The sequence below is a fragment of the Pseudomonas sp. MM227 genome (assembly GCF_947090715.1).
GTDB classification, from domain to species: domain Bacteria; phylum Pseudomonadota; class Gammaproteobacteria; order Pseudomonadales; family Pseudomonadaceae; genus Aquipseudomonas; species Aquipseudomonas baltica.
In genome coordinates this window covers 132194-155873 of record NZ_OX352319.1, presented here as the reverse complement: position 1 = coordinate 155873, position 23680 = coordinate 132194, and the positions used below count along the sequence as shown (strand labels likewise).

General features: G+C 60.7%; 21 protein-coding genes and 1 tRNA gene. 9 read left to right on the top strand and 13 right to left on the bottom strand.

Annotated features, from left to right (window positions below):
• Window positions 1–10: 10 nt before the first annotated feature.
• From cysT to dibA, 4 genes are all read right to left on the bottom strand, one after another.
• Window positions 11–829 (bottom strand): sulfate ABC transporter permease subunit CysT, encoded by an 819-nt coding sequence (cysT, locus tag ONG87_RS00660; protein WP_056844570.1) that lies wholly within the window; start codon window positions 827–829, stop codon window positions 11–13.
• Between the two features lie 149 nt (window positions 830–978).
• Complete coding sequence (locus ONG87_RS00655; RefSeq protein WP_192056525.1) at window positions 979–1989, bottom strand: sulfate ABC transporter substrate-binding protein; 1011 nt, start codon at window positions 1987–1989, stop codon at window positions 979–981.
• Window positions 1990–2047: 58 nt separating this feature from the next.
• Window positions 2048–2230, bottom strand: coding sequence for a sulfur starvation response protein OscA (gene oscA, locus ONG87_RS00650; protein ID WP_043191814.1), 183 nt, complete (start codon window positions 2228–2230; stop codon window positions 2048–2050).
• Window positions 2231–2347: 117 nt separating this feature from the next.
• Window positions 2348–4213, bottom strand: a complete 1866-nt coding sequence (dibA, locus tag ONG87_RS00645; protein WP_264382029.1) for a phosphodiesterase DibA — start codon at window positions 4211–4213, stop codon at window positions 2348–2350.
• 146 nt (window positions 4214–4359) lie between these two features.
• Here dibA and desA point away from each other — a divergent pair, with 146 nt between their 5' ends.
• The 3 genes from desA (at window position 4360) to ONG87_RS00630 (ending at window position 7370) form a co-directional block, all read left to right on the top strand.
• On the top strand, window positions 4360–5544 hold the full coding sequence (gene desA, locus ONG87_RS00640; RefSeq protein WP_122480636.1) for a delta-9 fatty acid desaturase DesA: 1185 nt from the start codon (window positions 4360–4362) through the stop codon (window positions 5542–5544).
• Window positions 5545–5705: 161 nt separating this feature from the next.
• Window positions 5706–6695, top strand: coding sequence for a sensor domain-containing diguanylate cyclase (locus tag ONG87_RS00635; RefSeq protein WP_240998864.1), 990 nt, complete (start codon window positions 5706–5708; stop codon window positions 6693–6695).
• 279 nt (window positions 6696–6974) lie between these two features.
• Window positions 6975–7370 carry a hypothetical protein gene (locus ONG87_RS00630; protein WP_264382028.1) on the top strand — a complete coding sequence of 132 codons (396 nt, stop codon included), beginning with the start codon at window positions 6975–6977 and terminating at the stop codon, window positions 7368–7370.
• Between the two features lie 78 nt (window positions 7371–7448).
• Here ONG87_RS00630 and ONG87_RS00625 read toward each other — a convergent pair whose 3' ends face one another.
• On the bottom strand, window positions 7449–7586 hold the full coding sequence (locus ONG87_RS00625; RefSeq protein ID WP_264382027.1) for a hypothetical protein: 138 nt from the start codon (window positions 7584–7586) through the stop codon (window positions 7449–7451).
• A 448-nt stretch (window positions 7587–8034) separates the two neighbouring features.
• Between ONG87_RS00625 and ONG87_RS00620 the strand changes: the two genes are divergently transcribed.
• Window positions 8035–8430, top strand: a complete 396-nt coding sequence (locus tag ONG87_RS00620) for a hypothetical protein (protein ID WP_264382026.1) — start codon at window positions 8035–8037, stop codon at window positions 8428–8430.
• A 78-nt stretch (window positions 8431–8508) separates the two neighbouring features.
• On the opposite strand, the gene ONG87_RS00615 is transcribed toward ONG87_RS00620, so the two are convergent.
• The 3 genes from ONG87_RS00615 to gabD all read right to left on the bottom strand — a co-directional run bounded on the left by ONG87_RS00615 (window position 8509) and on the right by gabD (window position 12761).
• On the bottom strand, window positions 8509–9726 hold the full coding sequence (locus ONG87_RS00615; RefSeq protein WP_264382025.1) for a response regulator: 1218 nt from the start codon (window positions 9724–9726) through the stop codon (window positions 8509–8511).
• 187 nt (window positions 9727–9913) lie between these two features.
• Window positions 9914–11194: a 4-aminobutyrate--2-oxoglutarate transaminase gene (gene gabT / locus ONG87_RS00610; RefSeq protein ID WP_122714248.1), complete on the bottom strand. Its 1281-nt coding sequence runs from the start codon at window positions 11192–11194 to the stop codon at window positions 9914–9916.
• A gap of 124 nt (window positions 11195–11318) precedes the next feature.
• Entirely contained in the window at window positions 11319–12761 is a 1443-nt protein-coding gene (gabD, locus tag ONG87_RS00605; protein WP_122480676.1) for an NADP-dependent succinate-semialdehyde dehydrogenase, read from the bottom strand.
• Between the two features lie 308 nt (window positions 12762–13069).
• Between gabD and ONG87_RS00600 the strand changes: the two genes are divergently transcribed.
• The 5 genes from ONG87_RS00600 (at window position 13070) to ONG87_RS00580 (ending at window position 18367) form a co-directional block, all read left to right on the top strand.
• A tRNA-Arg gene (locus tag ONG87_RS00600) sits at window positions 13070–13146 on the top strand.
• 392 nt (window positions 13147–13538) lie between these two features.
• Window positions 13539–15443, top strand: coding sequence for a methyl-accepting chemotaxis protein (locus ONG87_RS00595; RefSeq protein ID WP_264382024.1), 1905 nt, complete (start codon window positions 13539–13541; stop codon window positions 15441–15443).
• A 221-nt stretch (window positions 15444–15664) separates the two neighbouring features.
• Window positions 15665–16294, top strand: a complete 630-nt coding sequence (locus ONG87_RS00590; protein WP_122714237.1) for a LysE family translocator — start codon at window positions 15665–15667, stop codon at window positions 16292–16294.
• Between the two features lie 111 nt (window positions 16295–16405).
• Window positions 16406–17293, top strand: coding sequence for a bestrophin family protein (locus ONG87_RS00585; RefSeq protein ID WP_264382023.1), 888 nt, complete (start codon window positions 16406–16408; stop codon window positions 17291–17293).
• Window positions 17294–17371: 78 nt separating this feature from the next.
• Window positions 17372–18367 (top strand): zinc-binding alcohol dehydrogenase family protein, encoded by a 996-nt coding sequence (locus ONG87_RS00580; RefSeq protein WP_264382022.1) that lies wholly within the window; start codon window positions 17372–17374, stop codon window positions 18365–18367.
• A gap of 46 nt (window positions 18368–18413) precedes the next feature.
• Here the strand turns inward: ONG87_RS00580 and ONG87_RS00575 are convergent, their stop codons facing one another.
• The 5 genes from ONG87_RS00575 to ONG87_RS00555 are packed head-to-tail and all read right to left on the bottom strand — an operon-like array spanning window position 18414 to window position 23482.
• Window positions 18414–19853 carry an efflux transporter outer membrane subunit gene (locus tag ONG87_RS00575; protein WP_122480644.1) on the bottom strand — a complete coding sequence of 480 codons (1440 nt, stop codon included), beginning with the start codon at window positions 19851–19853 and terminating at the stop codon, window positions 18414–18416.
• The gene (locus ONG87_RS00570) at window positions 19850–20740 is read right to left on the bottom strand and encodes an HlyD family secretion protein (protein WP_122480645.1); all 891 of its coding nucleotides are present in this window, start codon (window positions 20738–20740) and stop codon (window positions 19850–19852) included. The genes ONG87_RS00575 and ONG87_RS00570 overlap by 4 nt, the downstream gene beginning before the upstream one ends.
• The gene (locus tag ONG87_RS00565) at window positions 20737–20946 is read right to left on the bottom strand and encodes a DUF1656 domain-containing protein (RefSeq protein ID WP_043191852.1); all 210 of its coding nucleotides are present in this window, start codon (window positions 20944–20946) and stop codon (window positions 20737–20739) included. Before ONG87_RS00565 ends, ONG87_RS00570 begins: the two co-directional genes overlap by 4 nt.
• A complete protein-coding gene (locus ONG87_RS00560) occupies window positions 20943–23033 on the bottom strand; it encodes an FUSC family protein (RefSeq protein ID WP_264382021.1) in 2091 nt (696 codons plus the stop codon). The genes ONG87_RS00565 and ONG87_RS00560 overlap by 4 nt, the downstream gene beginning before the upstream one ends.
• A complete protein-coding gene (locus ONG87_RS00555) occupies window positions 23030–23482 on the bottom strand; it encodes a MarR family winged helix-turn-helix transcriptional regulator (protein ID WP_122480647.1) in 453 nt (150 codons plus the stop codon). The genes ONG87_RS00560 and ONG87_RS00555 overlap by 4 nt, the downstream gene beginning before the upstream one ends.
• Between the last annotated feature and the right edge of the window lie 198 nt (window positions 23483–23680).

The following is a 23680-nucleotide window of genomic DNA, read 5'->3' as shown; positions in this document are numbered from 1 at the left end:
GGAGCCTCCTTCAAGGGGTTTCGATGCGCCGCTGCAACAAGTTGATCAGCAGCAGCAGAATGAAGGAAACCACCAGCATCATCACGCCGATGGCCGTGGCGCCGGTGTAGTCGTATTGGTCCAGCTTGACCATGATCAGCAGCGGCAGGATTTCGGTCTTCATCGGCATGTTGCCGGCAATGAAAATAACCGATCCGTACTCACCCACGCCGCGGGCGAACGCCAGGGCAAAACCGGTGAGCCAGGCAGGCAACAGCGCCGGCGCGAGGATGAAGCGGAACACCTGCAGCGGCTTGGCACCCAGGCAGGCCGCGGCTTCCTCGACCTCGCGCGGAATGTCGGCCAGCACCGGCTGCACTGTGCGCACCACGAACGGCAAGGTGACGAAGGTCAGGGCCAGGGTGATGCCCAGCGGGGTGTAGGCGATCTTGAAACCCAGGTCGGCGGCGAACTGCCCAACCAGGCCGTTGGGTGCATACAGCGCCGTCAGGGCAATGCCTGCCACGGCCGTGGGCAGGGCGAACGGCAGGTCGATCATCGCATCGATGATCTTGCGTCCGGGAAAGGTGTAGCGCACCAGCACCCAGGCCAGCAGGGTGCCGATCACTCCATTGATGATCGCCGCACACAACGCCGTGCCGAAACTGAGTTTCAGTGCGGCGAGTACGCGAGGTGCGGTAACGATGGTCCAGAACTGTTCCCAGGTCAGCTGCGCGGCATGCACGAACATGGCGGCCAGGGGGATCAGCACGATCAGGCTGAGGTACACGACGGTGTAGCCCAGCGTCAGCCCGAAGCCGGGTATGACGGGGGAGATACGACGCGACATAGAAGTCCTTGATGAATACGGTTTACGCAATCGGGCCTCTTCGCGGGCAGAGCCCATTCCCACAGGCTTTACGGTGACCTGTGGGAACGGGGCAGGCGGCGAGCCCTCTGCCCGCGAAGAGGCCAGCCGCCTCAACGCATGTCTATAGCTTATTGAGCCTGGTAAATCTGATCGAACACCCCACCATCATTGAAGAATTTGGGCTGTGCGGTTTTCCACCCGCCGAAATCCTTGTCGATAGTAACCAGATTCAGCGCTGGAAATTGCTTCGCATACTTGGCTGCCACGTCCTTGTCGCGCGGACGATAGAAGTTCTTCGCAGCGATTTCCTGGCCAGCCGGGCTGTACAGGTGCTTGAGGTAGGCTTCGGCGATTTCCTCGTTGCCCTTCTTCTTCACGTTCTTGTCGACCACGGCCACTGGCGGCTCAGCCAAAATCGACAGCGAAGGCACGACAATGTCGAACTTGTCCGCGCCACCGTCTTCCTTCAATGCCAGGAACGCCTCGTTCTCCCAGGCCAGCAAAACGTCACCCTGACCATTGTTGACGAAGGTGATGGTCGAGCCACGTGCACCGGTGTCCAGGATCGGCACGTGCTTGAACAGCGTCTGTACGTACTCTTTGGCCTTGCCTTCGTCGCCACCGCCGGCTTTCAGGCCGTAGGCCCAGGCTGCCAGGAAATTCCAACGGGCGCCGCCGGACGTCTTCGGGTTCGGCGTGATCACCGAGACATCATTCTTGATCAGGTCGCCCCAGTCCTTGATGCCCTTGGGGTTGCCCTTGCGCACCAGAAACACGATGGTCGAGGTGTAGGGCGTGCTGGCGTCCGGCAGACGGGTCTGCCAGTTCTCCGGGATGGACTTGCCCAAGCGGCTGATCTCGTCGATGTCACCGGCCAGCGCCAGGGTCACCACATCGGCGGGCAGGCCGTCGATCACCGCGCGGCCCTGTTTGCCCGAACCACCGTGGGATTGCTTGATCGACACGGTGTCGCCCGCGTGTTCCTTTTTCCAGAAGTTAACGAACTCGGCGTTGTATTCCTGGTACAGCTCGCGGGTCGGATCGTAGGACACGTTGAGCAGCTCGTAGTCCTTGGCGACGGCGGAGCCGGCAAACACGGCGCTGGCGAGGGCTGCCAAGGCATAACGGCGGATAGACATGGACGAAGCTCCTGGAATGGCGGGTATTTTTCTTATGGCTGCTACGCAGGACGCGTACTCAGCTGGGCTTGTTGCCCGGGTTCTGCAAACGGAATTTTTCCTTGCGTTCGATCTGCACGACTTGAGCGTTGTGTACGGTGATCTCCACCGCACCGAAACGCAGGTCGCGCAGCGCACTCTGAATTTCCCGCAGAATGGTGGCTTCGTCCTGTCCTTCGACGCTGCGTAGCGATGCGCTCATGATCATGCTCCTGGGTAAGGGGTGCCAAGGTGGCGTGAGCGCGATAGTAGAGCGGTCCTATTATTCTTAAAAATACTGTTTAAGAATTTTCATATAACCAAAAGTTTTTATCTGTGCCTATTGGACCTGCCATTGCAGCGCAGCGGCTTGCACCGGACGGCCGAACCAATAGCCCTGGCCCAGTCCGCAACCGTGCTCCAGCAGGAACTGCGCCTGATTCGCTTGCTCGATGCCCTCGGCGTGCACCTGCATGCCCATGCTGTGCGCCAGCGCGATGATCGCCGTGGTGATCGCCACATCGTCCTCGTCGCCGGGCAGGCCGGCGACGAAACCCTGGTCGATCTTGAGTTTGTGGACCGGCAGGCGCTTGAGCCTGAGCAAGGATGAATAACCGGTGCCGAAGTCGTCGATCGCCAGTTGCAAACCCAGATCGCGCAGGTGATGCAGTTGCTCCAGTGCGCGGTCCGGATCATCCATCACCGCACTTTCGGTCACTTCCAGTTCCAGATGCGCAGGCGCCAGTTCCGTCTCGGCCAGGACCCTTTCGACCTGCCGGTAGAGATCATGGTGGCCGAATAGACGGCTAGAGATGTTCACCGCGACGAAATCCAGTGCCTTGCCCTCGACCTGCCACTGCCGCATCTGGCGGCACGCGGTGGCCAGCACCCAAGTGTCGATTTCGGCGATCAAACCACTGCGCTCGGCAATCGGTATGAACTGCCCTGGCGGCACCAGGCCGCGCTCCGGGTGCTGCCAGCGCACCAGCGCCTCCACCCCGACCATGGCCTTGTCGCGCAGGGCATGCACCGGTTGGTAGTGCACCCGCAACTGCCCGTCGGCAAGGGCCTGGCGCAGTTCTGCGGTCACTTCGATCTGCTGCTGGGCGCGGGTGGTCAGCTCTTGGGTATACAGGGCATAGCTCGAACGGCCCCGTGCCTTGGCCTGGAACAGCGCCGAGTCGGCGTTGCGCAACAGCTGCTCGGCACCCTGCGCGTCGTCGGGAAACAGACTGATGCCCATGCTGGCGCTGATGAACAGGGTGTGCCCGTCGATGGCGAAGGGCGCGCGCAGGCCTTCGAGCAACCCCTGCCCCAGCGCCGTCGCCTGCCCTGTGCGCAACTCGCCTTCCATCAGCACGGCAAATTCGTCGCCGCCCAGCCGAGCCAGGGTCACCTCCTCGCCCAACCCGCACTGCAAACGCTCGACCACAGCCATCAGCAACCGATCGCCCACGCCATGACCGAAGCTGTCGTTGACGTTCTGGAAGTGGTCGAGGTCGATGAGCAACAACGCGCAGCAGCGTTGCGCAAGCCGGGCCGTACTCAAGGCGTGCTCGGTGCGGTGGCTGAACAGCAGGCGATTGGGCAACCCGGTCAGCGGATCATGGTGTGCCAGATGGGCCAGCTCGCGCTGCGAATGCCTGATCGCGCTGATGTCGGAGAACACCGCCACATAGTGGCTCAGCTTGCCCCGATCATCGCGGATCGCGCGGATGGTCTGCCACTGCGGGTAGCTGTCGCCGCCCTTGCGACGGTTCCAGATCTCGCCGCTCCACTGGTCGTGCTCGGCCAGCGTGCGAAACATCTGTTGATAGAAGGCCGGCGGATGCTGCCCGGATTTGAACGTGTTCGGGTTCTGCCCGAGCACTTCGTCCTCGGCATACCCGGTGATCGCCATGAAGGCCCGGTTGACCTGCAGGATGCGCCCTGCAGTGTCGGTCACCAGCACGCCGTCGGCGGTGCAGTCGAAAACCGCTGCCGACAAACGTCGGCTTTCGCGGTTGGCCTGCCGCGCGCGCAGCCAGCCAAAGGCGAACGCACTGCCCAGCAACCACACACCGCAACCGGCCAGATGAACCCCCCATCCGGCCGACGACGCTCCGAAAAGGCCGTTTGCCACACGACTGCACAACAGAAACCACACCACACAGACAATCAGGTAAATCACAACGCCGCGCGCTGTAACCCGAGATAAAACAGACATAGGGTCAATCGGCCACACAAAATGTGTACCAATTATAGAATAGAAACATTCAGCGACTCTTATCTAAAAGAGCGACTGGCTTTATCTGATAGCTAGTCGATAATGCGCTGCACGCATTACCCACCCAACCGAGGGCCTTCCCGCCTATGTGGTACAACGGTTTTCTCGATCTGTCCGCCTGGCAAGTGGTGGCAGTCACGTTGTTGCTGACCCATGTGACCATCATCAGCGTCACTGTCTACCTGCACCGCTATTCCGCCCACCGCTCGCTGGAACTCAACGCCGGGCTCAAGCACTTCTTCCGTTTCTGGCTCTGGCTCACCACTGCCCAGAACACCCGCGAGTGGACCGCCATCCACCGCAAGCACCACGCCAAATGCGAAACCGTCGACGATCCGCACAGCCCCGTGATCAAGGGCCTGGGCACCGTGATGCGTACCGGCGCCGAGCTCTATCGCAAAGAGGCGGAAAACCCCGACACCTTGCGCATCTATGGCAAGAACTGCCCCGAAGACTGGATCGAGCGCAACCTGTACTCGCGCTTCCGCCACACTGGCGTGGTCCTGATGCTGGTCATCGACCTGTTGCTGTTCGGCGCCCTCGGCCTGACCGTGTGGGCCGTGCAGATGATGTGGATTCCCTTCTGGGCAGCCGGTGTCATCAATGGCCTCGGCCATGCCGTGGGCTACCGCAACTTCGAATGCCGCGACGCGGCCACCAACCTGGTGCCGTGGGGCATCATCGTCGGCGGCGAAGAACTGCACAACAACCACCACACCTACCCCAATTCGGCCAAGCTGTCGGTCAAGAAATGGGAGTTCGACATGGGTTGGGCCTGGATCAAGCTGTTCACCTGGCTGCGCCTGGCCAAGGTCCAGCGCGTGGCACCGATTGCCCACCGCGTGGAAGGCAAGGGCCAGCTCGACATGGACACCGCCATGGCGATCCTCAACAATCGCTTCCAGATCATGGCGCAGTACCGCAAGCTGGTGATCGCGCCGCTGGTGCAACAGGAGCTGAGCAGGGTCGACGAATCGGTACGTCACCAGTTCCGCCGGGCCAAGCGCCTGCTGTCGCGTGAAACCAGCCTGCTGGACGAAGGGCATCACCTGCACATCCAGACGATGCTCGAACACAGCCATGCATTGCGCGTCATCTATGAAAAGCGCCTGGCCCTGCAACAGATCTGGGCGCGCACCAGCTCCAACGGTCATGATATGCTCGCCGCCATCAAGGATTGGATCCAAGAGGCCGAAGCCAGTGGCATTCACTCGCTGCGCGACTTCGCGACCCAGCTCAAGACGTACTCGCTGAGGCCTGCTGCAGCCTGAGCCGTTTATCGGTGCGCCTTGGCCCCAGGGCGCGCCGTTCGGAACTTCGTTACAATTTTTCGCTCTCAGACTCATAGCGCTACCGCCTGGGATCATGCCTTGGCCGCGCCTTTTCGCGCATCCGTTCGCAGTAATCCCAACGCCTCTGAGATGCCGTGATGATGGTCAATAAAAAATTACCTTCTACACCCGTCAAACCTCTACCCGAAGCCGCTGAAACCCTATTGGCCTTGATGCATGCCCAGGGTGAGGTCGCGCGGCTCAAGGAGCGCGAGCAGCTGTTCAGCTCGCTGTTGGTCAGCGTCAACGCGGTACTCTGGGCGTTCGATTGGGAAACCCAGCAGATGATCTACGTCAGCCCCGCCTACGAAAGGATTTTTGGCCGCTCGGTGGGTTTGCTGCTGGCCGACTACAACGAATGGCGCGACAGCATCTACCCGGATGACCTGGACTACGCCGATCGCAGCCTGGCCGAAGTGCTCGACAAGGGCGCCGTCGAAGACCGCGAATACCGCATCATCAGCGCCGATGGCCAGATCCGCTGGCTCAGCGACAAGTGCTTCGTCAGCCACCAGGTGGATGCAGGCCAGCGCGTGATCGTGGTGGGTATCGCCGAGGACATTACCGAAAAGAAGCACCTTGAAGGCGAGCTCCAACGCCTCGCCACCACCGATGTCCTGACCCAGAGCAGCAACCGTCGACACTTCTTCGAATGCGCCCACCGCGAGTTCGAGCAGTCCCGCCTCAACGACACGCCCATGGCCTTCCTGCTGCTGGACATCGACGACTTCAAGATGATCAACGATACCTATGGCCACCAGGAAGGTGACCACGTGCTGCAACGCATCGCCGAAACCGGCCGTGCGGTACTGCGCCGTGGCGATTTGTTCGGGCGCATCGGTGGTGAAGAATTCGCCGCCGTGTTTCCGGGCTGCGCGCCGGACATGGCCATGCAGATCGCCGAGCGCCTGCAGCGCGAAATCCAGCGCCTGAGCTTCCACCACAACGGCAAGAACTACGGCGTGACGGTAAGCCAGGGCCTGACTAGTATTCAGCCGCAAGACGAAATGCTCGACTCCCTCTTCTCGCGCTCCGACGCCGCCATGTACCAGGCCAAGCGCCAAGGCAAGAACCAGATCGTGCCGGCCTAGTCAGCGAACCATTGGTGTCCCCGGCCACCTGTTCAATTGCGACACGCCTATTTTATGCAACTGTGCTGGATTGATCGCGTCTGGCCCATTAGGGAATTCAAGCATGTTGTATCAATTTGCAGAATTATCTACCTAGATCAAAGCCCATTGGGTGTAGGTTGTGCTAGCCAACTTCATTGTTCTCTATTGAAAAGACATATTCGTTTCCTTGAGCTATATGTTAGGTCATGGTTTACTTTTCCATGAAGCTACGGAGAATTACCACTCAAGGAGTTGCACATGAAACAATTATTTATGATTGCCACGCTTGTCCCGCTATCGGTTACTGCTAATTATGACAGCAAAGATCACCTAAGCTTTCCGCCTGCTTACTCCACGTTAACTAAAGTTGATTGGGAGGACTGGGAGTCTGTGACGAAAGAATTCAGAGACAACGCCCTCTGGAATCAAAACACCACTGAAATCCAGTCATGCGAAAGCCTCTATAGTTTGCCGGTGACCACATCCCGCGAAGGCAATGTCAGCTTTGGCGCAATCTGCACCATCGCAGGCTCTGGCCAAAAGGTATTCATATGCACCTACCGCATGCTAGGCCGCTTCGAGGTATTTCCAGAATTTCAACGTGACCTGCCGTGGATCGCACAGAAGATTTTCGACAATTGCTGGGGTGGGTGATCCCCACCTCTCTCGATCGCCGCCAAGGCCAGTGATCAGATAGAGGCCTTTATTCATGTCCCGGCATAGCCCAGCGCATCAGCGAATCATTGGCGCGCCCCGCCACCAGTTCAACTGTGACACGCCTATCTTGAGCAACCGTGCTGGTTTGTCTTGAGCAATTTTGTTTATATTTACGCCTGATGAAAGTCCCGAAATATCCGTCAGAATGTTCATCAGTGTGGCCTCCCGCTATCGAGCTGTAGTCCTATGGACACCAGTGGCAATTGCGTGCCCTATCTTAGATTTTGAGCAGATGGAAGCGATGGCTAGTTAGAACCACCGATTCATTTTTCACTTAACCATATGATCGCTTTCGGATCCAGTCCTGACCCTGTAACCATTGACAATCGGCGCCGAATCCTGGATCGGAGATACTTCCTGTGCATGTGACGGCGGGTGGCTGGATCCGATATCAATTGATCGCTTCTTGTCCACTAGAAATCTAATTATATTATATCAATTTGCAGGATTATCTACCTAAATCTAAGCCAATTGGTTGGAGTGCTGTGCTAGCCAACTATATTTTTTTATCAAAAGACATATTCACTTCCTTGAGTCATACCTTAGATCATGGTTTACTTTTCCATGGAACGACGGAGAATAACCACTCAAGGAGTTACACATGAAACAATTATTTATACTTATCCAGCTCATACTGCTTTCCACTGCAGCTATTGCAGGCAGTGAGTCAGAGCTCGAATTTCCGCCAGCGAACTCGGTTTTGATGACAGTAGATCCGGAAGACTGGAAATCTGTAACGCAAGAATTCAGAGATATTGCACTATGGAACAAAAGCGCTACCAAAATACAATCATGTGACAGCCTTTATACTTTACCTGTATCAGTATCGCGCGAAGGCAATGTTAGCCTTGGCGGTATCTGCACCATTGCCGGGTCTGGCCAAAAAGCGTTCATATGTGTAGACCGCATGCTCGGCCGCTTCGAGGTATTTCCAGAATATCAGCGTGACCTGCCCTGGATCGCCCAGACAATATTCGACCATTGCTGGGGTGGTTGATCCCCACCTCTCTCAATCACCGCGAAGGCCCGTGGTCAGATAGAGGCCGTTATTCATGTCCCGACGTAGTCCAGGGCATCAGCGAATCATTGGCGCGCCCCGCCACCAGTTCAGCTGCGACACGCCTATCTTGAGCAACCGTGCTGGTTTGCCTTGGGCTATCTGGGTGACGTCTTCGTCGGCGCCCAGCGATGCCATCTGCGCTGCAATATTCACGATCAGTTTTTCCCTTGTGTACACCCCGCCGCCCAACTGGTAGGCCGCGGCGATCATCTCGCGCAGCTCGAGCGGCAATCGCCAGCGTCGGCGCAATTCCGAGCCATAAGGCGCACCAAACGTTCGTAGCGCGTAAGTCAGCTTCGTGTGGTCGAGCTCACCGCCTGCCAGACGCCATTCCTGCAAAACGCGCAGCAGCGCCAGATCGCCCAGGCAGTGCAACACGCCTGCGCAATAGCAGCGCCACTCGTCCACATTCTGTTGATGGGCAATGTTGCGAGCGAATTCGGCTGTGTGGGTCGAGCGGTTCCAGCAGATTTCGGCTTGTTCGAGCAGCAGCGGGTCACTCAGGTAGGCACTGGGCCGGGTGGTCATGCCCAGCAGCAGATTCATGCTCTGCGTAGGGCCCAGCGCTTGCAAGGCCTGCATCAGCGTCAACACCGGCGCCGCGCCCTGTTTCGCCGCACTGTTAGCGGCGCTCACCAGCACCCCGGTGACTTGCGGGTCGCTGCGCACGTTGGCTTCCAGCACCTTTAGGTTCAAGCCTTGTGGCCCTAGCGCCCGCTGTACCGCCGCCTGCACGTCGCACAGCAGCGGCCCACCGTCGCAGTCCAGGCGGCGACGCGTCAGATACTGTTCCAAAGTGGTACCGGCAGCGATCTGCGGAATCCGGCAAACCACCACCTCTGCGGAGCCAGACAACAGCGTCTGCAGGCGCGCCTTCAAACTGGTCATATTCAAGGGTTTGGTCAGATAGGCCGTCGGCGCTAGGGGCAGCACTTCGCGCACGCTCGCGCTGTCGCTGCGCTCGCTCAACAAGATGAACGGCAAGGCCGACAGACGAGGGCTCTTGCGCACTCCGCGCAGCAAGTCCAGACCGCTGATGCCCAGCAACTCGCGCGCTGCAATCACCAAGTCCGGTGGCTCGCGCAGATGCTCCAGCGCCTCAGGTCCCGTGGCGCACGCCTGCAGGCGCGCATCGCAACGTACATCGAGCAGCATCTGCGACAACAGATCACGCATCCAAGGGTCGGATTCGGCGATCAACACACGAGGAGGCATGCTGGTAGCGGTATTCATAGGCGCACTCCATGGGCCAGGGATGACAGCATGACTCTCGATGGTGAGTATGAACGGTACTGCAAAAAAACGGATTCAGCAGAGGGTTTTAGCGCATGACGCGCCTGGCTGCAAACGAGGTGCAAACTAAAACCACCCCATAAAAAACCCGCCGAAGCGGGTTTTTCCTACCAAGCATTCACATCACTCACGCCAGCTCAGCGAAGCACTCTTCGATGATGGCCAAGCCTTGGTCCAACAGCTCGTCAGGCGCAGTCAGTGGAACCAGGATGCGCAGGACGTTTCCGTAAGTACCGCACGACAGCAGAATCAAACCCTTGTCGCGCGCCTTGGCAACGACCTGGGCCACTGCTGCGGCGTTCGGCTTGTGGGTGTCGCCGCCTTCGAATAGCTCGATGGCAATCATCGCGCCCAGTGCGCGCACATCACCAATCACCGGGTACTTGGCCTGGATGGCGCGCAGGCCCGCCACCAAGTGCTCGCCGACTGCCTTGCTGCGATCGAGCAGGTTCTCTTCCTCGAACACTTCCATCACGGCCAGTGCTGCCGCGCAGGCGATAGGGCTGCCCGCGTAGGTGCCGCCCAGGCCGCCTGGAGCGATGGCGTCCATGTACTCGGCTTTGCCGCATACCCCGGCCAGAGGGAAACCGCCAGCAATGGACTTGGCGAAGGTGGTCAGGTCGGGTGCGACACCCATCTGCTCCATGGCGAAGAACGTACCGGTACGGCCTGCGCCGGTCTGCACTTCATCGGCGATCAGCAGGATGCCGTGCTGGTCGCACAGGGCGCGCAGACGCTGCATGAAGGCTTTCGGCGCGACATAGAAACCGCCCTCACCCTGCACCGGCTCGAGAATGATCGCTGCGATGTCACGCGGTTCAGCGTCGTTCTTGAAGATGCGCTCGATGCTGGCGATCGAATCGTCGACGCTGACGCCGTGCAGTTCGCAAGGGTACAGCGCGCGGAACACACCGCCGGGCATCAGGCCCATGCCAGCCGAGTACGGCACGACCTTGCCGGTCAGGCCCAGTGTCATCATGGTACGGCCGTGGTAGGCGCCGGTGAAGGCGATCACCCCGGCACGGCCAGTGGCAGCGCGGGCGATCTTGATGGCGTTTTCGACCGCTTCGGAGCCAGTGGTGACCAGCAAGGTCTTCTTGTCGAAATCGCCGGGTACCTTGGCGTTGATCTTCTCGCAGACTTCAACGTAGGGCTCGTAAGCCAGCACCTGGAAGCAGGTGTGGGTCAGCTTGTGCAATTGCGCTTGCACAGCAGCGATCACCTTCGGATGAACGTGACCGGTGTTGAGCACCGCGATGCCGCCGGCAAAGTCGATGAATTCGCGACCTTCGACGTCGGTAACCGTGGCGTTCTGCGCCGACTCGGCAAAGATCGGATGAATCTGGCCCACACCGCGTGGCACGGCAGCCTGGCGGCGTTGCATCAGGGATTCGTTGGTCTTGCTCATGACATTCCTCATTCGCCGCTCATCGGTCGGCGTGATTCAAGGATAAAGCGGCCGGTAAGTACCGCAGCAGCATACGATGATCGACTGCTGCGGCCGCCGGCCGCCAAGGGTTCTGCGCGGTGGGTTACACCGAAATGCAGAGGTATTTTATTTCCAGGTAATCTTCGATGCCGTACTTGGAGCCTTCGCGGCCCAGGCCCGAGGCCTTGATGCCGCCGAACGGCGCCACTTCGTTGCTGATCAGGCCGGTGTTGATACCGACCATGCCGTATTCCAGCGCCTCGGCAACACGGAACACGCGGCTCATGTCGCGGGCATAGAAGTACGACGCCAGGCCGAACTCGGTGTCGTTGGACATGGCAATCACTTCGGCCTCGTCCTGGAAGCGGAACAGTGGCGCCAGCGGGCCAAAGGTTTCTTCCTTGGCCACGGCGGCATCCTTGGAGACGTTGACCAGCACGGTCGGCTCGAAGAAGTTGCCCTGCAGCGCATTGCCACCGGTGAGTACGGTTGCGCCCTTGCTGACCGCGTCGGCGATGTGTTCCTTGACCTTGGCCACGGCCTTGTCGTCGATCAGTGGCCCGGTAGTGGTGCCTTCTTCCAGACCGTTGCCGATCTTGAGCTTGCTCACTGCAACCTTCAGCTTCTCGGCGAACGCGTCGTAAACGCCGTCCTGCACATAGATACGGTTGGCGCAGACGCAGGTCTGGCCGTTGTTGCGGTACTTGGAAATGATCGCGCCTTCGACCGCCTTGTCCAGGTCGGCATCGTCGAACACGATGAAAGGAGCGTTACCACCCAACTCTAGCGAGACTTTCTTGATGTCCTTGGCGCACTCGGCCATCAACTGGCGACCGATCTCGGTCGAGCCAGTGAAGCTCAGCTTGCGCACGATCGGGTTGCTGGTCAGCTCACTGCCGATGTCGCCAGCGCTGCCGGTCACGACGCTGAACACACCCTTGGGAATGCCTGCGCGTTCGGCCAGCTCAGCCAGCGCCAATGCCGAGAACGGCGTCTGCGAGGCAGGCTTGAGCACCATGGTGCAGCCTGCGGCCAGCGCCGGGCCCGCTTTGCGGGTGATCATCGCGGCCGGGAAGTTCCACGGGGTGATGGCGGCGGTCACGCCGATTGGCTGCTTGATCACGATCAGACGCTTGTCCGGCTGGTGGCCGGGAATGGTGTCGCCGTAGACGCGCTTGGCCTCTTCGGCAAACCACTCGATGAACGAAGCGGCATAGACGATCTCGCCTTTGGATTCGGCCAATGGCTTGCCCTGCTCCAGGGTCATCAGACGGGCGAGGTCATCCTGGTTTTCGATCATCAGTTCGAACCAGCGGCGCAGCTTGTTCGAGCGCTCCTTCGCGGTCAACGCACGCCAGGCGGGCAGTGCCTTGTCGGCAGCCTCGATGGCGCGGCGGGTTTCGGCGGCGCCCATTTTCGGCACGGTGCCGAGAATTTCGTTGGTAGCAGGGTTGCTGACCTTGATGGCCTGCCCACTGTCGGCGCCCAGCCACGCACCATCTATATAGGCTTGCTGGCGGAACAACGAGGTATCTTTGAGCTGCATGTCGGCTTCCTTGATGGCGCCGTACGTGACGGCACGAATGGAGGGATGAAAAGGCGCCCGGGCTGAGGTGAAATACCGCATGGATGAACGCATGCGCATCAGCAACCAGACAAGAGCGTTTGAAATCTCAAACGAATCCTAGGATCTATGGCGGTAAAGGACAATAGCCGTTCGAAAAAAAGAACGACAAGCCTTGCAAGCCTGGGTATGCCCGGCTTGCGCGAGTGTCACCGTAGCAGATTACAAACGATGTGCCGGTTATCGCAATGGACGACCACCCCCGACATGGGTATCATGGCGCCCGCGTCGCACCAGTAGCTCAGCTGGATAGAGTACTGCCCTCCGAAGGCAGGGGTCATGGGTTCGAATCCCGTCTGGTGCACCATCTTCTCCTTTTCGTCCAGCACGTCCTTGTGCTGCACGATCTCAGCTTGATCGCTTCAACCCCTCGCACCCTTTCAAATCATTTTCGCATCCAAAAATGGCGCACGCACGTCGGGTACAAACGTCAGTGTTCGTGTCTATGGCGTCAGGCCCACCCCAACGTGACGCTGTTGCTGCCATTCTGCGAACGAGCAGTAGCTTCCTGGCGCTTCGACCCGATACATTTAATATTAAAAAAATTGAACTTTTTATGCTTCAAGCAGCATGTAAGAAAACCTCATTTTCGTGAAAATCTTCGCTAAAGATTCCCTCTGCGCTGCCGATTGGATGAACGCAGCACTGGCATGGAGGAGCCGACCGAAGAAACTAAAACAGCGATTTCGAGAGGCTCACATGTTGAAAAGTGCTTTAACCAACTTAACGGTCAGATCGAAGTTAATACTTGGCTTCACACTAGTTATCATACTTACCGTATTGATCGCCTTGACGGGCTGGAGAGGCATCGCCTCCATGAGTGAGCGCAGCGAGCGCATCACGGACATTGCCAAGCTCAGCACACTGACGCGAGACATGCGCATAGCACGGCTGGTCTATGGCCAGACCTCTGACGACGCCAATGCCACGACTTGGCTGAAAGCCTACGAAAATCTCGATAACCATCTCGCCTACCTCAACAGCGTATTGAATTCCGAGCTTAATATTCCTCACGTGAAAGCGGCCATGGCGGCCATGAAGGAATACAAGGATCATTACAACAGCATCATTGCTGCCACCCACACGCGTGAAGCCAGCAGAGATGTCTTCGGCACTGCGGCCGACACCGCAGACGCCAAGTTGCGACAGCTGAATGGGCGGGCCAATTCTATGGATGGCGACGCCGCGCAACGCGATGCAGTGCTCCGGGCAATCATGCTGTTTCAAAAGATGCGCTTCGATGTTCGTGGGTACACCTACACCCTTAAACCCGAGGCTCAACAGCTGGCCGTCGCCTCGATTGCCGCAGCCTCCGACTACATGAAAAACCTGACAAGTTCCGGCCTGGATACCTCCGCTGTCGCCAGCCTGGTGGACTCGATGAACGCCTATGGATCCGCCATCAATGGATTCTCGTCTTCGCAAGCCACCATCAACCAGGGCCAGGCTGGGATCTCGAAGAACATCGAAGTCCTGCTCGGTTCGGCCAACCAACTGGCGCAGAACCAGGTCGACCTGCGCCTTGCAGACGTCAATCAGGCCAACCGGATGTTGATTTTGTGGCTCACCGCAGCACTCGTCATGAGTGCACTGGCGGCGTGGATCATCACTCGCCTAATAGTCGTACCACTGCGCGAGACACTGCAGTTGGCTGACCGTGTGGCCCGCGGTGATCTGACCCACAATGAGCCGAGCACGCGCAAGGACGAAATCGGCATGCTGCAGACCAGCATGTACCAGATGACCTTGAACCTGCGCCAGTTGATAGGCGGCTTGCGTGATGGCGTCACTCAGATCGCAGGCGCGGCCGAACAGCTCTCAGCCGTCACCGAGCAAACCAGCGCCGGGGTCAATAGCCAGCGCAGTGAAACCGATCAGGTAGCGACTGCCATGAATCAAATGGCAGCGACCGTTCAGGAAGTGGCGAAAAATGCAGAGCAGGCTTCGGATGCGGCAGTTAGCGCTTCCAAGGAAGTGCGCGAAGGCGATGCCGTGGTGTCCAAGGCCGTGCTTCAAATCGAAACGCTTGCGGCTGAAGTCGGTCGATCCAAAGTGGCCATGGATGAGTTGAAACAAGAGAGCAACAAGATCGGTGGCGTGCTCGACGTGATCAAGGCGGTTGCCGAGCAGACCAACTTGCTGGCACTCAACGCCGCCATCGAAGCCGCCCGCGCGGGCGAGGCCGGACGTGGGTTTGCCGTGGTCGCCGATGAAGTCCGAAGTCTCGCCCAACGTACTCAGACTTCCACCGAAGAAATTGCCACCCTGATCGACGGCCTGCACAGCCGAACTGCACAAGTAGCCACCACCCTCGAAAACAGCCGCCTGCTGACCGATGACAGCGTGGCGCTGACTCGTGATGCAGGCACTTCGATAGGCAACATCAGCCGCTCCATTGCAACCATCGAATCAATGAACCAGCAGATAGCCGCCTCTGCCGAAGAGCAGAGCGCAGTGGCTGAAGAAATCAACCGCAGCGTGATCAATGTCCGGGATATCTCCGAGCAGACAGCGTCGGCGAGTGAAGAAACCGCATCGTCCAGTGTTGAACTTGCGCGACTGGGTGTGCATTTGCAGGGGCTGATGAGTAAGTTCGTGCTTTAACTAAGTCAGCAGCAAGGACCGCGGACTCAATATCAAAGCCTCAAGTGAAAGCTCGGGGCTTTTTTATGGGTGGCAAATAACGAGTCAGGTCAAGAACTGGTGGACCATTTTCTATTTTTTCGGCAACTTTATAGAGAACGTCGACTACTTTGACTACCTATAAGCCAATGCGAGCGGCTTGGCCGGCTCATTCGTTCCAATCACTGTCAATGGAAAGCCCCATGGACCTCACCACCCTCCTGCTTTTCATCCCCGCCTGCTTTGCCCTGAACATGGCCCCAGGGCCAAACAACCTGTTGTCCATCAACAATGCCGCCCACCACGGCTACAGGGCCGCGTGCCTGGCCGGGTTCGGGCGGCTGGTAGCATTCAGCGCGATGATCGCGCTGGCGGCAATGGGGCTGGCGGCGGTGTTGTTTGCATCCGAATGGTTGTTTCTGGCCATCAAGACGGTGGGCGCGCTCTACCTGCTGTGGCTGGCGTGGAGCCTGTGGACCAGCGAGCCCGTCGACATGGCAGCGGACTCCACGGCCGGTGGTACCAACCTGTGGCGGATGCTGCGCCGCGAGTTCCTGATCGCCGCGGGTAACCCCAAGGCGATCCTGATATTTACCGCGTTCCTGCCGCAGTTCGTCGATCCGCAACAACCCGTTGGGGCCCAGTTTGCGGTGCTCGGCGCGCTGTTTCTGGTTTTGGAATGGGTCGCGGTTGGGCTGTATGCGTACCTGGGCGTAAACCTCAAGCGCTGGCTGAATACGGTGCAGGCCAAACGTCGCTTCAATCGCGCCTGTGGTGGCTTGCTGGGGCTGGCAGGCGTTGGCCTGCTGTTCGCCCGCCGCGGGCATGCCTGAAGTGCCAGTATTGGCCTGTAGCAACTGGTAACGGCCATTCGTTAGCGTGCAACGAACCTTGTGGCAAAGCCGGCGTCCGACCTAGGCACGCTCATCGCCTAGGGTCCGCTTATGAAAGAAGCAATCGCCAAGAAATACCGTTTGATTATCAAGACCATGGGCTACGTCGGTTGGTCGCTGTTCTGGCTGCTGCTGTGGGATATCGCGGTGACCGTCGACTTCATGCTGTTTCTCAACACCAAGCTGAGCCTGCCGATCATGCCGCTGACGCTGCTGGGTTCGGCGCTGATCGTGCTGATCAGCTTTCGCAACAGCAGTGCGTACAACCGTTGGTGGGAAGCGCGAACGCTGTGGGGGTTGCTGGTCAATGCGTCGCGCAGTTATGCGCGCCAGGTGCTGACCTTGATCGACGACGCGGGCGATGACGTGAATCCGGTCAAGGCCACCTTGCTGCGGCGCCATGTGGCCTATGTAAACTGCCTGGCAGCGCACGTACGGCACATACCCTGCCCACCGGAAGTGGCAGCCTTCATCAGCGCCGAAGAATTCGAACGACGCGACAGCACCAATAACTTTTCCAACGACCTGCTGACCGGCTCGGCGGCCTTGCTGGCCCGCGAGTACAAGGCCGGGCGCCTGGACAGCATCCGCCTGGCGCGCCTGGAGTCGACGCTGGTGGACATCTCCAACTGCCAAGGCGGCATGGAGCGTATCGCCAACACGCCGTTGCCCTACCCGTATGTCTATTTTCCGCGCCTGTTCATCACCGTGTTCTGCCTGATCGTACCGATCGGCCTGGTGGATTCGCTGGAATGGTTCACACCGCTGGCGTCTACCGTGGTCGGTTTCATGCTGCTGGCCATCGAGCGGATCGGCACCGACTTGCAGAGTCCGTTCAAGGTCAGCGAACATCAGATCCAGATGGATTCGCTGTGTGAGAACATCGAACGCAACCTGCAGTCGATGCAGCGAGATACTCAGGAAATGCGCTCCGCCTAGTCCTCTGCCCTTTTCGTGACCCGCGAGCGCCCTCTGCGAAGGGCGCCCCGACCCATAGCACCCACTTGGGAACCCCTTATGAAAGCCATTGCGTATACCCAGAACGGCACGGCATCCGTGCTCACCGACCTGCAACTGCCCGCGCCCACCCCGGGCCCGCGTGATCTGCTGGTGCAGGTCCAGGCCATTTCGGTCAACCCGGTCGACACCAAGGTGCGCAGCGGCGCCGCCGTCACCGAGCCGCGCGTGCTGGGCTGGGATGCGGTCGGCGTCGTTCAGCAGGTGGGCGATCAGGTGAGCCTGTTCAAGGTCGGCGACAGCGTGTTCTACGCCGGCGCCATCGACCGTCCCGGCAGCAACAGCGAGCTGCATCTGGTGGACGAGCGCATCGCCGGGCACAAGCCGCAAAGCCTGGACAACGCCCATGCCGCCGCCCTGCCGCTGACTTCGATCACCGCGTGGGAGTTGCTGTTCGACCGCCTGGGCGTGCCCGAGGGCGGTGGCGAAGGCCAGAGCCTGCTGATCATCGGCGCGGCCGGTGGCGTCGGCTCGATCCTCACCCAGCTGGCGCGCAAGCTGACCAGGCTGACCGTGATCGGCACCGCCTCGCGGGACGAAACACGCCAGTGGGTGACCGACCTGGGCGCCCACCATGTCATCGATCACAGCAAGCCGCTGGTGGCGCAGCTGGAAGCCATCGGCGTCGGCCAGGTCGACCATGTCGCCAGCCTGACCCACACCGACACGCACTTCGCGCAATTGATCGAGGCCCTGCGCCCCCAGGGTCAGCTAGCCCTGATCGATGATCCGAAGAGCCTCGACGTGATGCCGATGAAGCGCAAGGCGCTGTCGCTGCACTGGGAGCTGATGTTCACACGCTCACTGTTCCAGACCCCGGACATGATCAAGCAGCACGAGCTGCTCGAGCGAGTGGCCGAACTGATCGACAGCGGCGTGCTGCGTACCACTCTGGGTGAGCACTACGGCGCGATCAATGCCGCCAACCTGATCCGCGCTCACGAGCTGATCGAAAGCGGCAAGGCCAAGGGCAAGATCGTTCTGGAAGGCTTCTAAGCCCCTCAACCGGCCCATTCAACCAGCCCGACCAACGTGGCCCGACTCAACGCGCGCCCGGCGCCTGCCGGGCGCTTTCCCAACCACCGCCCAGGGCCAGGAACAGGTTGATCTGCTCCATGGCCACCTGGGTGTTGGCCGCCGCCAGTTGGCCACGCACATCGGTATAGGTGCGCGTTGCCTGCAGATCCGCCAGGAACGATGCACGGCCGGCTGTGAAGAACCGATGCGTCTGATCCGCTGCCTGCTTCGCTGACTGCTCAGCGTCGGCCAGGGCATCGCGGCGCTGCAGCAGGGCAGCGTATTGCGCCAGGCCCGTTTGGGTTTCGCGAATGGCGTTGAGTACCACACCGTCGAAATTGGCCAAGGCGGCCTGGGTCGAGGCTTCGGTCTCACGAATCCGCGCACGCGCCCCGTTGGTGGGAACATTCCAGTTGATCAACGGGCCGATGCCCCAGCGGTTGGTGGCCGGGTGCCCAAGGTCGTCGAGAATACCGACCGTGCCAACCGTGGCGCCAATGCTGATGTCTGGATACAACTGCCCGGTCGCCACACCGATGTTAGCGGTGGCTGCCGCCAGCCGGCGTTCGGCCTGGCGGATGTCGGGACGGCGCTTGAGCAACGCGGCGCCGTCGCCGACCGGCATCAGCTGGCTGATGTGGGGCAGTTCCGCACACCCGACCACATCGGCCGGAAGCTGTGCCACCGGTGTCGCCAGCAGCATCGACAGTTTGTACAGGCCCGCCTGGCGTGATGCCTGATAGCGCGGCAGCTCTGCGCCCAGGGACTTGTACTGGGTTTCGGAACGGGTGACCTGGGTCTCGTCGCCACGGCCGGCATCGCGCAGGCGCTGGGTCAGCTGCACGCCTTCTTGCTGCAACTGCAGCGAGTGCCGGGCGATCTCGTATTCCTCGTTGGCCGCGCACACCTGGGTATAGGCACGCACCACATCCGCCACCACGGTGATGCGCGCCGTGTCGGCAGCCGCCTGTGTGGCATCGGCATTGGCGCGCGCCGCTTCGATGCCGCGCTTGAGCGTGCCCCACAGGTCGAACTGATAGGACAGGTTGATGGACGCGCTGCCCAGGTTATCCACAGGCAACTTTTCCGTCATCAGGAACGCCTCGCCCGACTCCTGCAACCGCTGCGCCTCGGCCTTGGCGTTGAAGTCGAAACCGCCTTCGGCCTGGGCCTGCTCGATCTGCGCGCGCGAACGGGCAATGTTGGCGGCCGCCACGCGCAGGTCGGTGTTGGAGGCCATGGCCTGGCGCACCAGCGCATCCAGGCGCGGGTCGTGGTACAGCTTCCACCAGTCCTGCGGCACCGGTGCCGAGACCACGTTGCTGTCACCTTCGGCCAGCGCACCCTGCAGGTCACTGCGGTTGAGCGCGGCCTCCGACGGGGTGTGGTAGTCGGGCCCGACCATCTGGCAGGCCGACAGCAACAGCGCGGCAGCGAGGCTGGATAGGCGCAGGGCCTTGCTCATGGCGTCGCTCCCGCCACCGCACCGTCTTCGATGATGGACACCGTGGCGGTGCGGCCGGCAATCAGGCGATAGCCGTCGGGCAGGTTCTCGAAAGCGATGCGCACCGGAATCCGCTGTGCCAGACGCACCCAGCTGAAGGCGGGGTTGACGTTGGGCAGCAGGTTGCTGCCACTGCTGCGATCGCGGTCTTCGATGCCGGCCGAGATGCTCTGCACCCGGCCCTGCAAGCGGGTGTTGTCACCCATCATGCGAATGTCTACCGCCTGGCCAACATGGATCACGCCCAGTTTGGTCTCTTCGAAATAGCCATCGATATGAAACGAGGTGCCATCCACCACGGCCATCACGGCGCGGCCTGCGGTGACAAATTCGTGTGGACGGGGTGCGCGATCATTGATGAAGCCGTCCACCGGGCTGCGGATCACCGAACGATCGAGGTTCAGTTGCGCGGCATCCACCGCAACCTGGGCCTCGGACAAGGCGGCCTGGGCACGCAGCTGGCGCGACTGGCTCTCTTCCAGCTGCTCGCGGGCCACCAGGTTGCCGAGGCTGCGGTTGCGCCGTAGTTCGCGCTCGGCCTGGGCCAGGGTTTCCTTGCGCTCGGCCATGCTCGCCTGGGCCTGGCGCAGGGCCAGACGAAAGCGGTCCTGGTCGATGGTGAACAGCACGTCACCGGCCTTGATCGATTGGTTGTCGTGCACGTTGACGTGTTCGATCAGGCCGGACACGTCCGGCGCGATCTGGATGATGTCGGCGCGCACGTGCCCGTCACGGGTCCAGGGCGCATACATGTAGTACATCACCATGCGCCAGACGATGAACGCGGCCAGGCACACGAACAGCAGGGTCAGGACCAGGCGGCCAAAGGTGAGGATCGGTTTTTTCATAGCATCAGGCTTCGACAGATGGCGTCTACCGCGCCGAGCAGCACAGCGTAGAGAGCGACGTTGAAAAGAGCCCGGTGCCAGACCAGGCGGTAGAAATGCAGGCGGTTGAGCACGCCATGCAGCAACAGAAACAGGCCGTAGGTGAACACCATCATCACCAGCACGGTGGGCAGGAAGATCCCGCTGATATCCAGTTCACCAATCACAGCGGTGCTCCATCGATGCCATGCGGCAGGTGTTCGGCGGCATCGCCCGCCTCGGTGACCACTTCGGCACCTGGCAGCAGCGCCAGGCGTAGACCGCTCAGCGCGTGCAGCAAATGCTCGCGGGCTTCTTCGGCCTCGCCCATGGCTTGCACGGTCAGGCCACGGCGCGCGCGGTCCATGGTCATGAGCAGACCCATGGGGGCAGGCAGGCGTTCACTGGCCTTGCGACAGGCCTGGAAATACCCGCCCACCTCTTCTATCACCTGATGCAGCAACGGCCGTACGGCAGCGGGCACCCGCGGGCTGTAGGCCTGCATGTCGAGCAGGTTCAGCGCCACGCGCACATCGCGCAGCGCGGCACTGGTGTCCTGGCCGGTCATGGTCAGGCGCGGCAGGTGCTGCATCAACCGGTCGAGCATCTGCACACCCATCGCCCGCTGTTCGGCCAGGCTCGCCGGACGGGTGATATGCACCACGTCGCGCCAACTGAAACGGGTCAGGCGCTTGGCCGCCAGCTCCACGCCGAAGGGGCGCACCACCAGGGTCCAGATGAACGCGAACAGCAGCCCGACAGGACCTGCCAGGTTGCTGTTGGCAAAAGTCATGAAGTCCGCGTCGTAGGCGCCCTGGATGCTGATGAACGACGACGTGTTGACGATGGTCAGCAAGGTGCCGAGGAAGAAACGTGGCTGCACGGTCAGCGTGCCGACGACGATGAAAGGCACCGAGAAGGCCAGCACCAGCATCGGGAAGTCATGCAGGTTGGGCAGCACCAGAAACAGATAGAGGCTGGCAAACACCACCGACATCACGGTCCAGAAGAAGAACCGGTAGATCTGTGGCGCCGGGTCGTCCATGGCCGCGAAGAAACTGCAGGCCACCGCCGCCAGAATCACCGCGCTGGCACCGTCGGTCCAGCCCAGCAGAATCCACAGTACCGAAGCGACGATGATCGCCGTGACCGTGGAAAACACCGAATACAACATCAGGCCGCGATCCAGGAAGGGCTTGAGTCGGCCCAGGCGCCAGTGCCGGTAGACTGCCCGCCAAGGCACGCGGCTATCGGTCTTGATCGCCCGTTCGAGGCTGCGCAGGTCCTGCCACAGATCGACCCATTCGCCCAGTCGGTACACCGCGTTGGAAAACAGCAGCTCACGACGATCGTCCAGTTGCGCAGGGCTCGGGCGGATGGCCTGCAGCTCATCGCGCAGGGCTTGCCAGCGGGCCTGGCTGGGGTCGTCAACGCTGTCCTTGAGCCACTGCCGCGCCAGGGCCATGACCGGCGCCAGGCGTGCCACCAGGTCGGGGGTGCGGCGTTCGATGGCAAACAGCGCATCGTCCAAGGCATCAATGACCGGCAGCAGGTGGATCATGCGCCCGCGCAGCTCCCCGGCGTTGCGCACCAACTGCGGCCGCGCGCCTTCGTGGGGAAGCTGGCCGATCATCATTTCCAGCGAGTTGAACGTGCCGACCATGGCCGAACGCAGCGGGCCTACCTCGTCGGCTTTCACGTCGCGCGCCAGAAAGTGGTCGCTGTAGCCGGCGGCATCTTCGAACCACTTGCCGGCGGCGCCGATGAACACCGGCGTGAGCCGACGCGGCCAGAACATTGCGCCCACCACAGCGGCGCAGACGATGCCCAGGCAGATCTCCTGGAAACGCGAGCTGGCGATGTCGAACACGGCGGTGGGGTTGTCCACCACCGGCAGGGCGATCAGCGGCAGGGTGTAGCCCGACAGCATGAAGGCGTAGCTGTTGGCCGTGCGCAGGTGCAACGACAGGTACAGCAGCGTGCCGGTCCACAGAGCAATGACCGTGGCCAGCAGGAAGGGCGTCTGCACGAACAGCGGCACGAACAGCACCGCAGCGGCAGCGCCGGTGAAAGTGCCTACCGCACGGTACACCGCCTTGGAACTGGTGGGCCCGACGAAGGGGCTGGAGACGATGTAGACGGTGGCCATCGCCCAGTAGGGCCGTGGCATCTGCAGGAGCATGGCGATGTACAGCGCAATCATCGACGCGGCGAAGGTTCGCACGCCGTAGAACCAGTCCCGGGCCGGTGGTACGTCGCTGAAGAAACCTTTCACGGATAGCCACCCGGCGTGCCCTGGCCCGCTTCCTCGAAGGCACGCACCACACGCAATGCCGCTTCCAGATCCGCCGGGGCGATGTCCTTGAGCACTTCGCGGCGCAGGCGCACCAACTCACCTTCGATGGACTCGGCAAGATCGCGACCGCTGGTGGTCAAGCTCAGTGCCTTGGCGCGGCGGTCGGTCGGGTCTTCGGTGCGGACCACGAAGCCGGCCGTGCAGAGCTGGTCGAGCAGCCGCACCAGCGAGGGGCTTTCCAGGCCGGCCGCCTGGGCAACCGTAACCTGCCGGACGCCGTCGCCCAGGCGCACGATGAGCAACAGCGGCACAGCGCAGGCTTCGGACACGCCGTAATTGGCCAGGGTGGCCTGACAGATACGGCGCCAGTGCCGCGAAGCGACCACCATGCCGCTGCTGATGTTCAGCTGGAGCTTGTCGATATTCATCGGGAGGGTGCGAATATTCATAGTTTGCTAACTATCTATATTCGCGGAACGGAAACATTTCGTCAAGAATTGGCGACCGAATGCAATCCCTCGCAGGAGCGGTCATCGGCCGCGAAAAGCGCACCGCGGTGTACCAGACACACCCTACAAGCCCTTCGCGGCCGCAGACCGCTCCCACAGGCGATCGCATTTCACCCG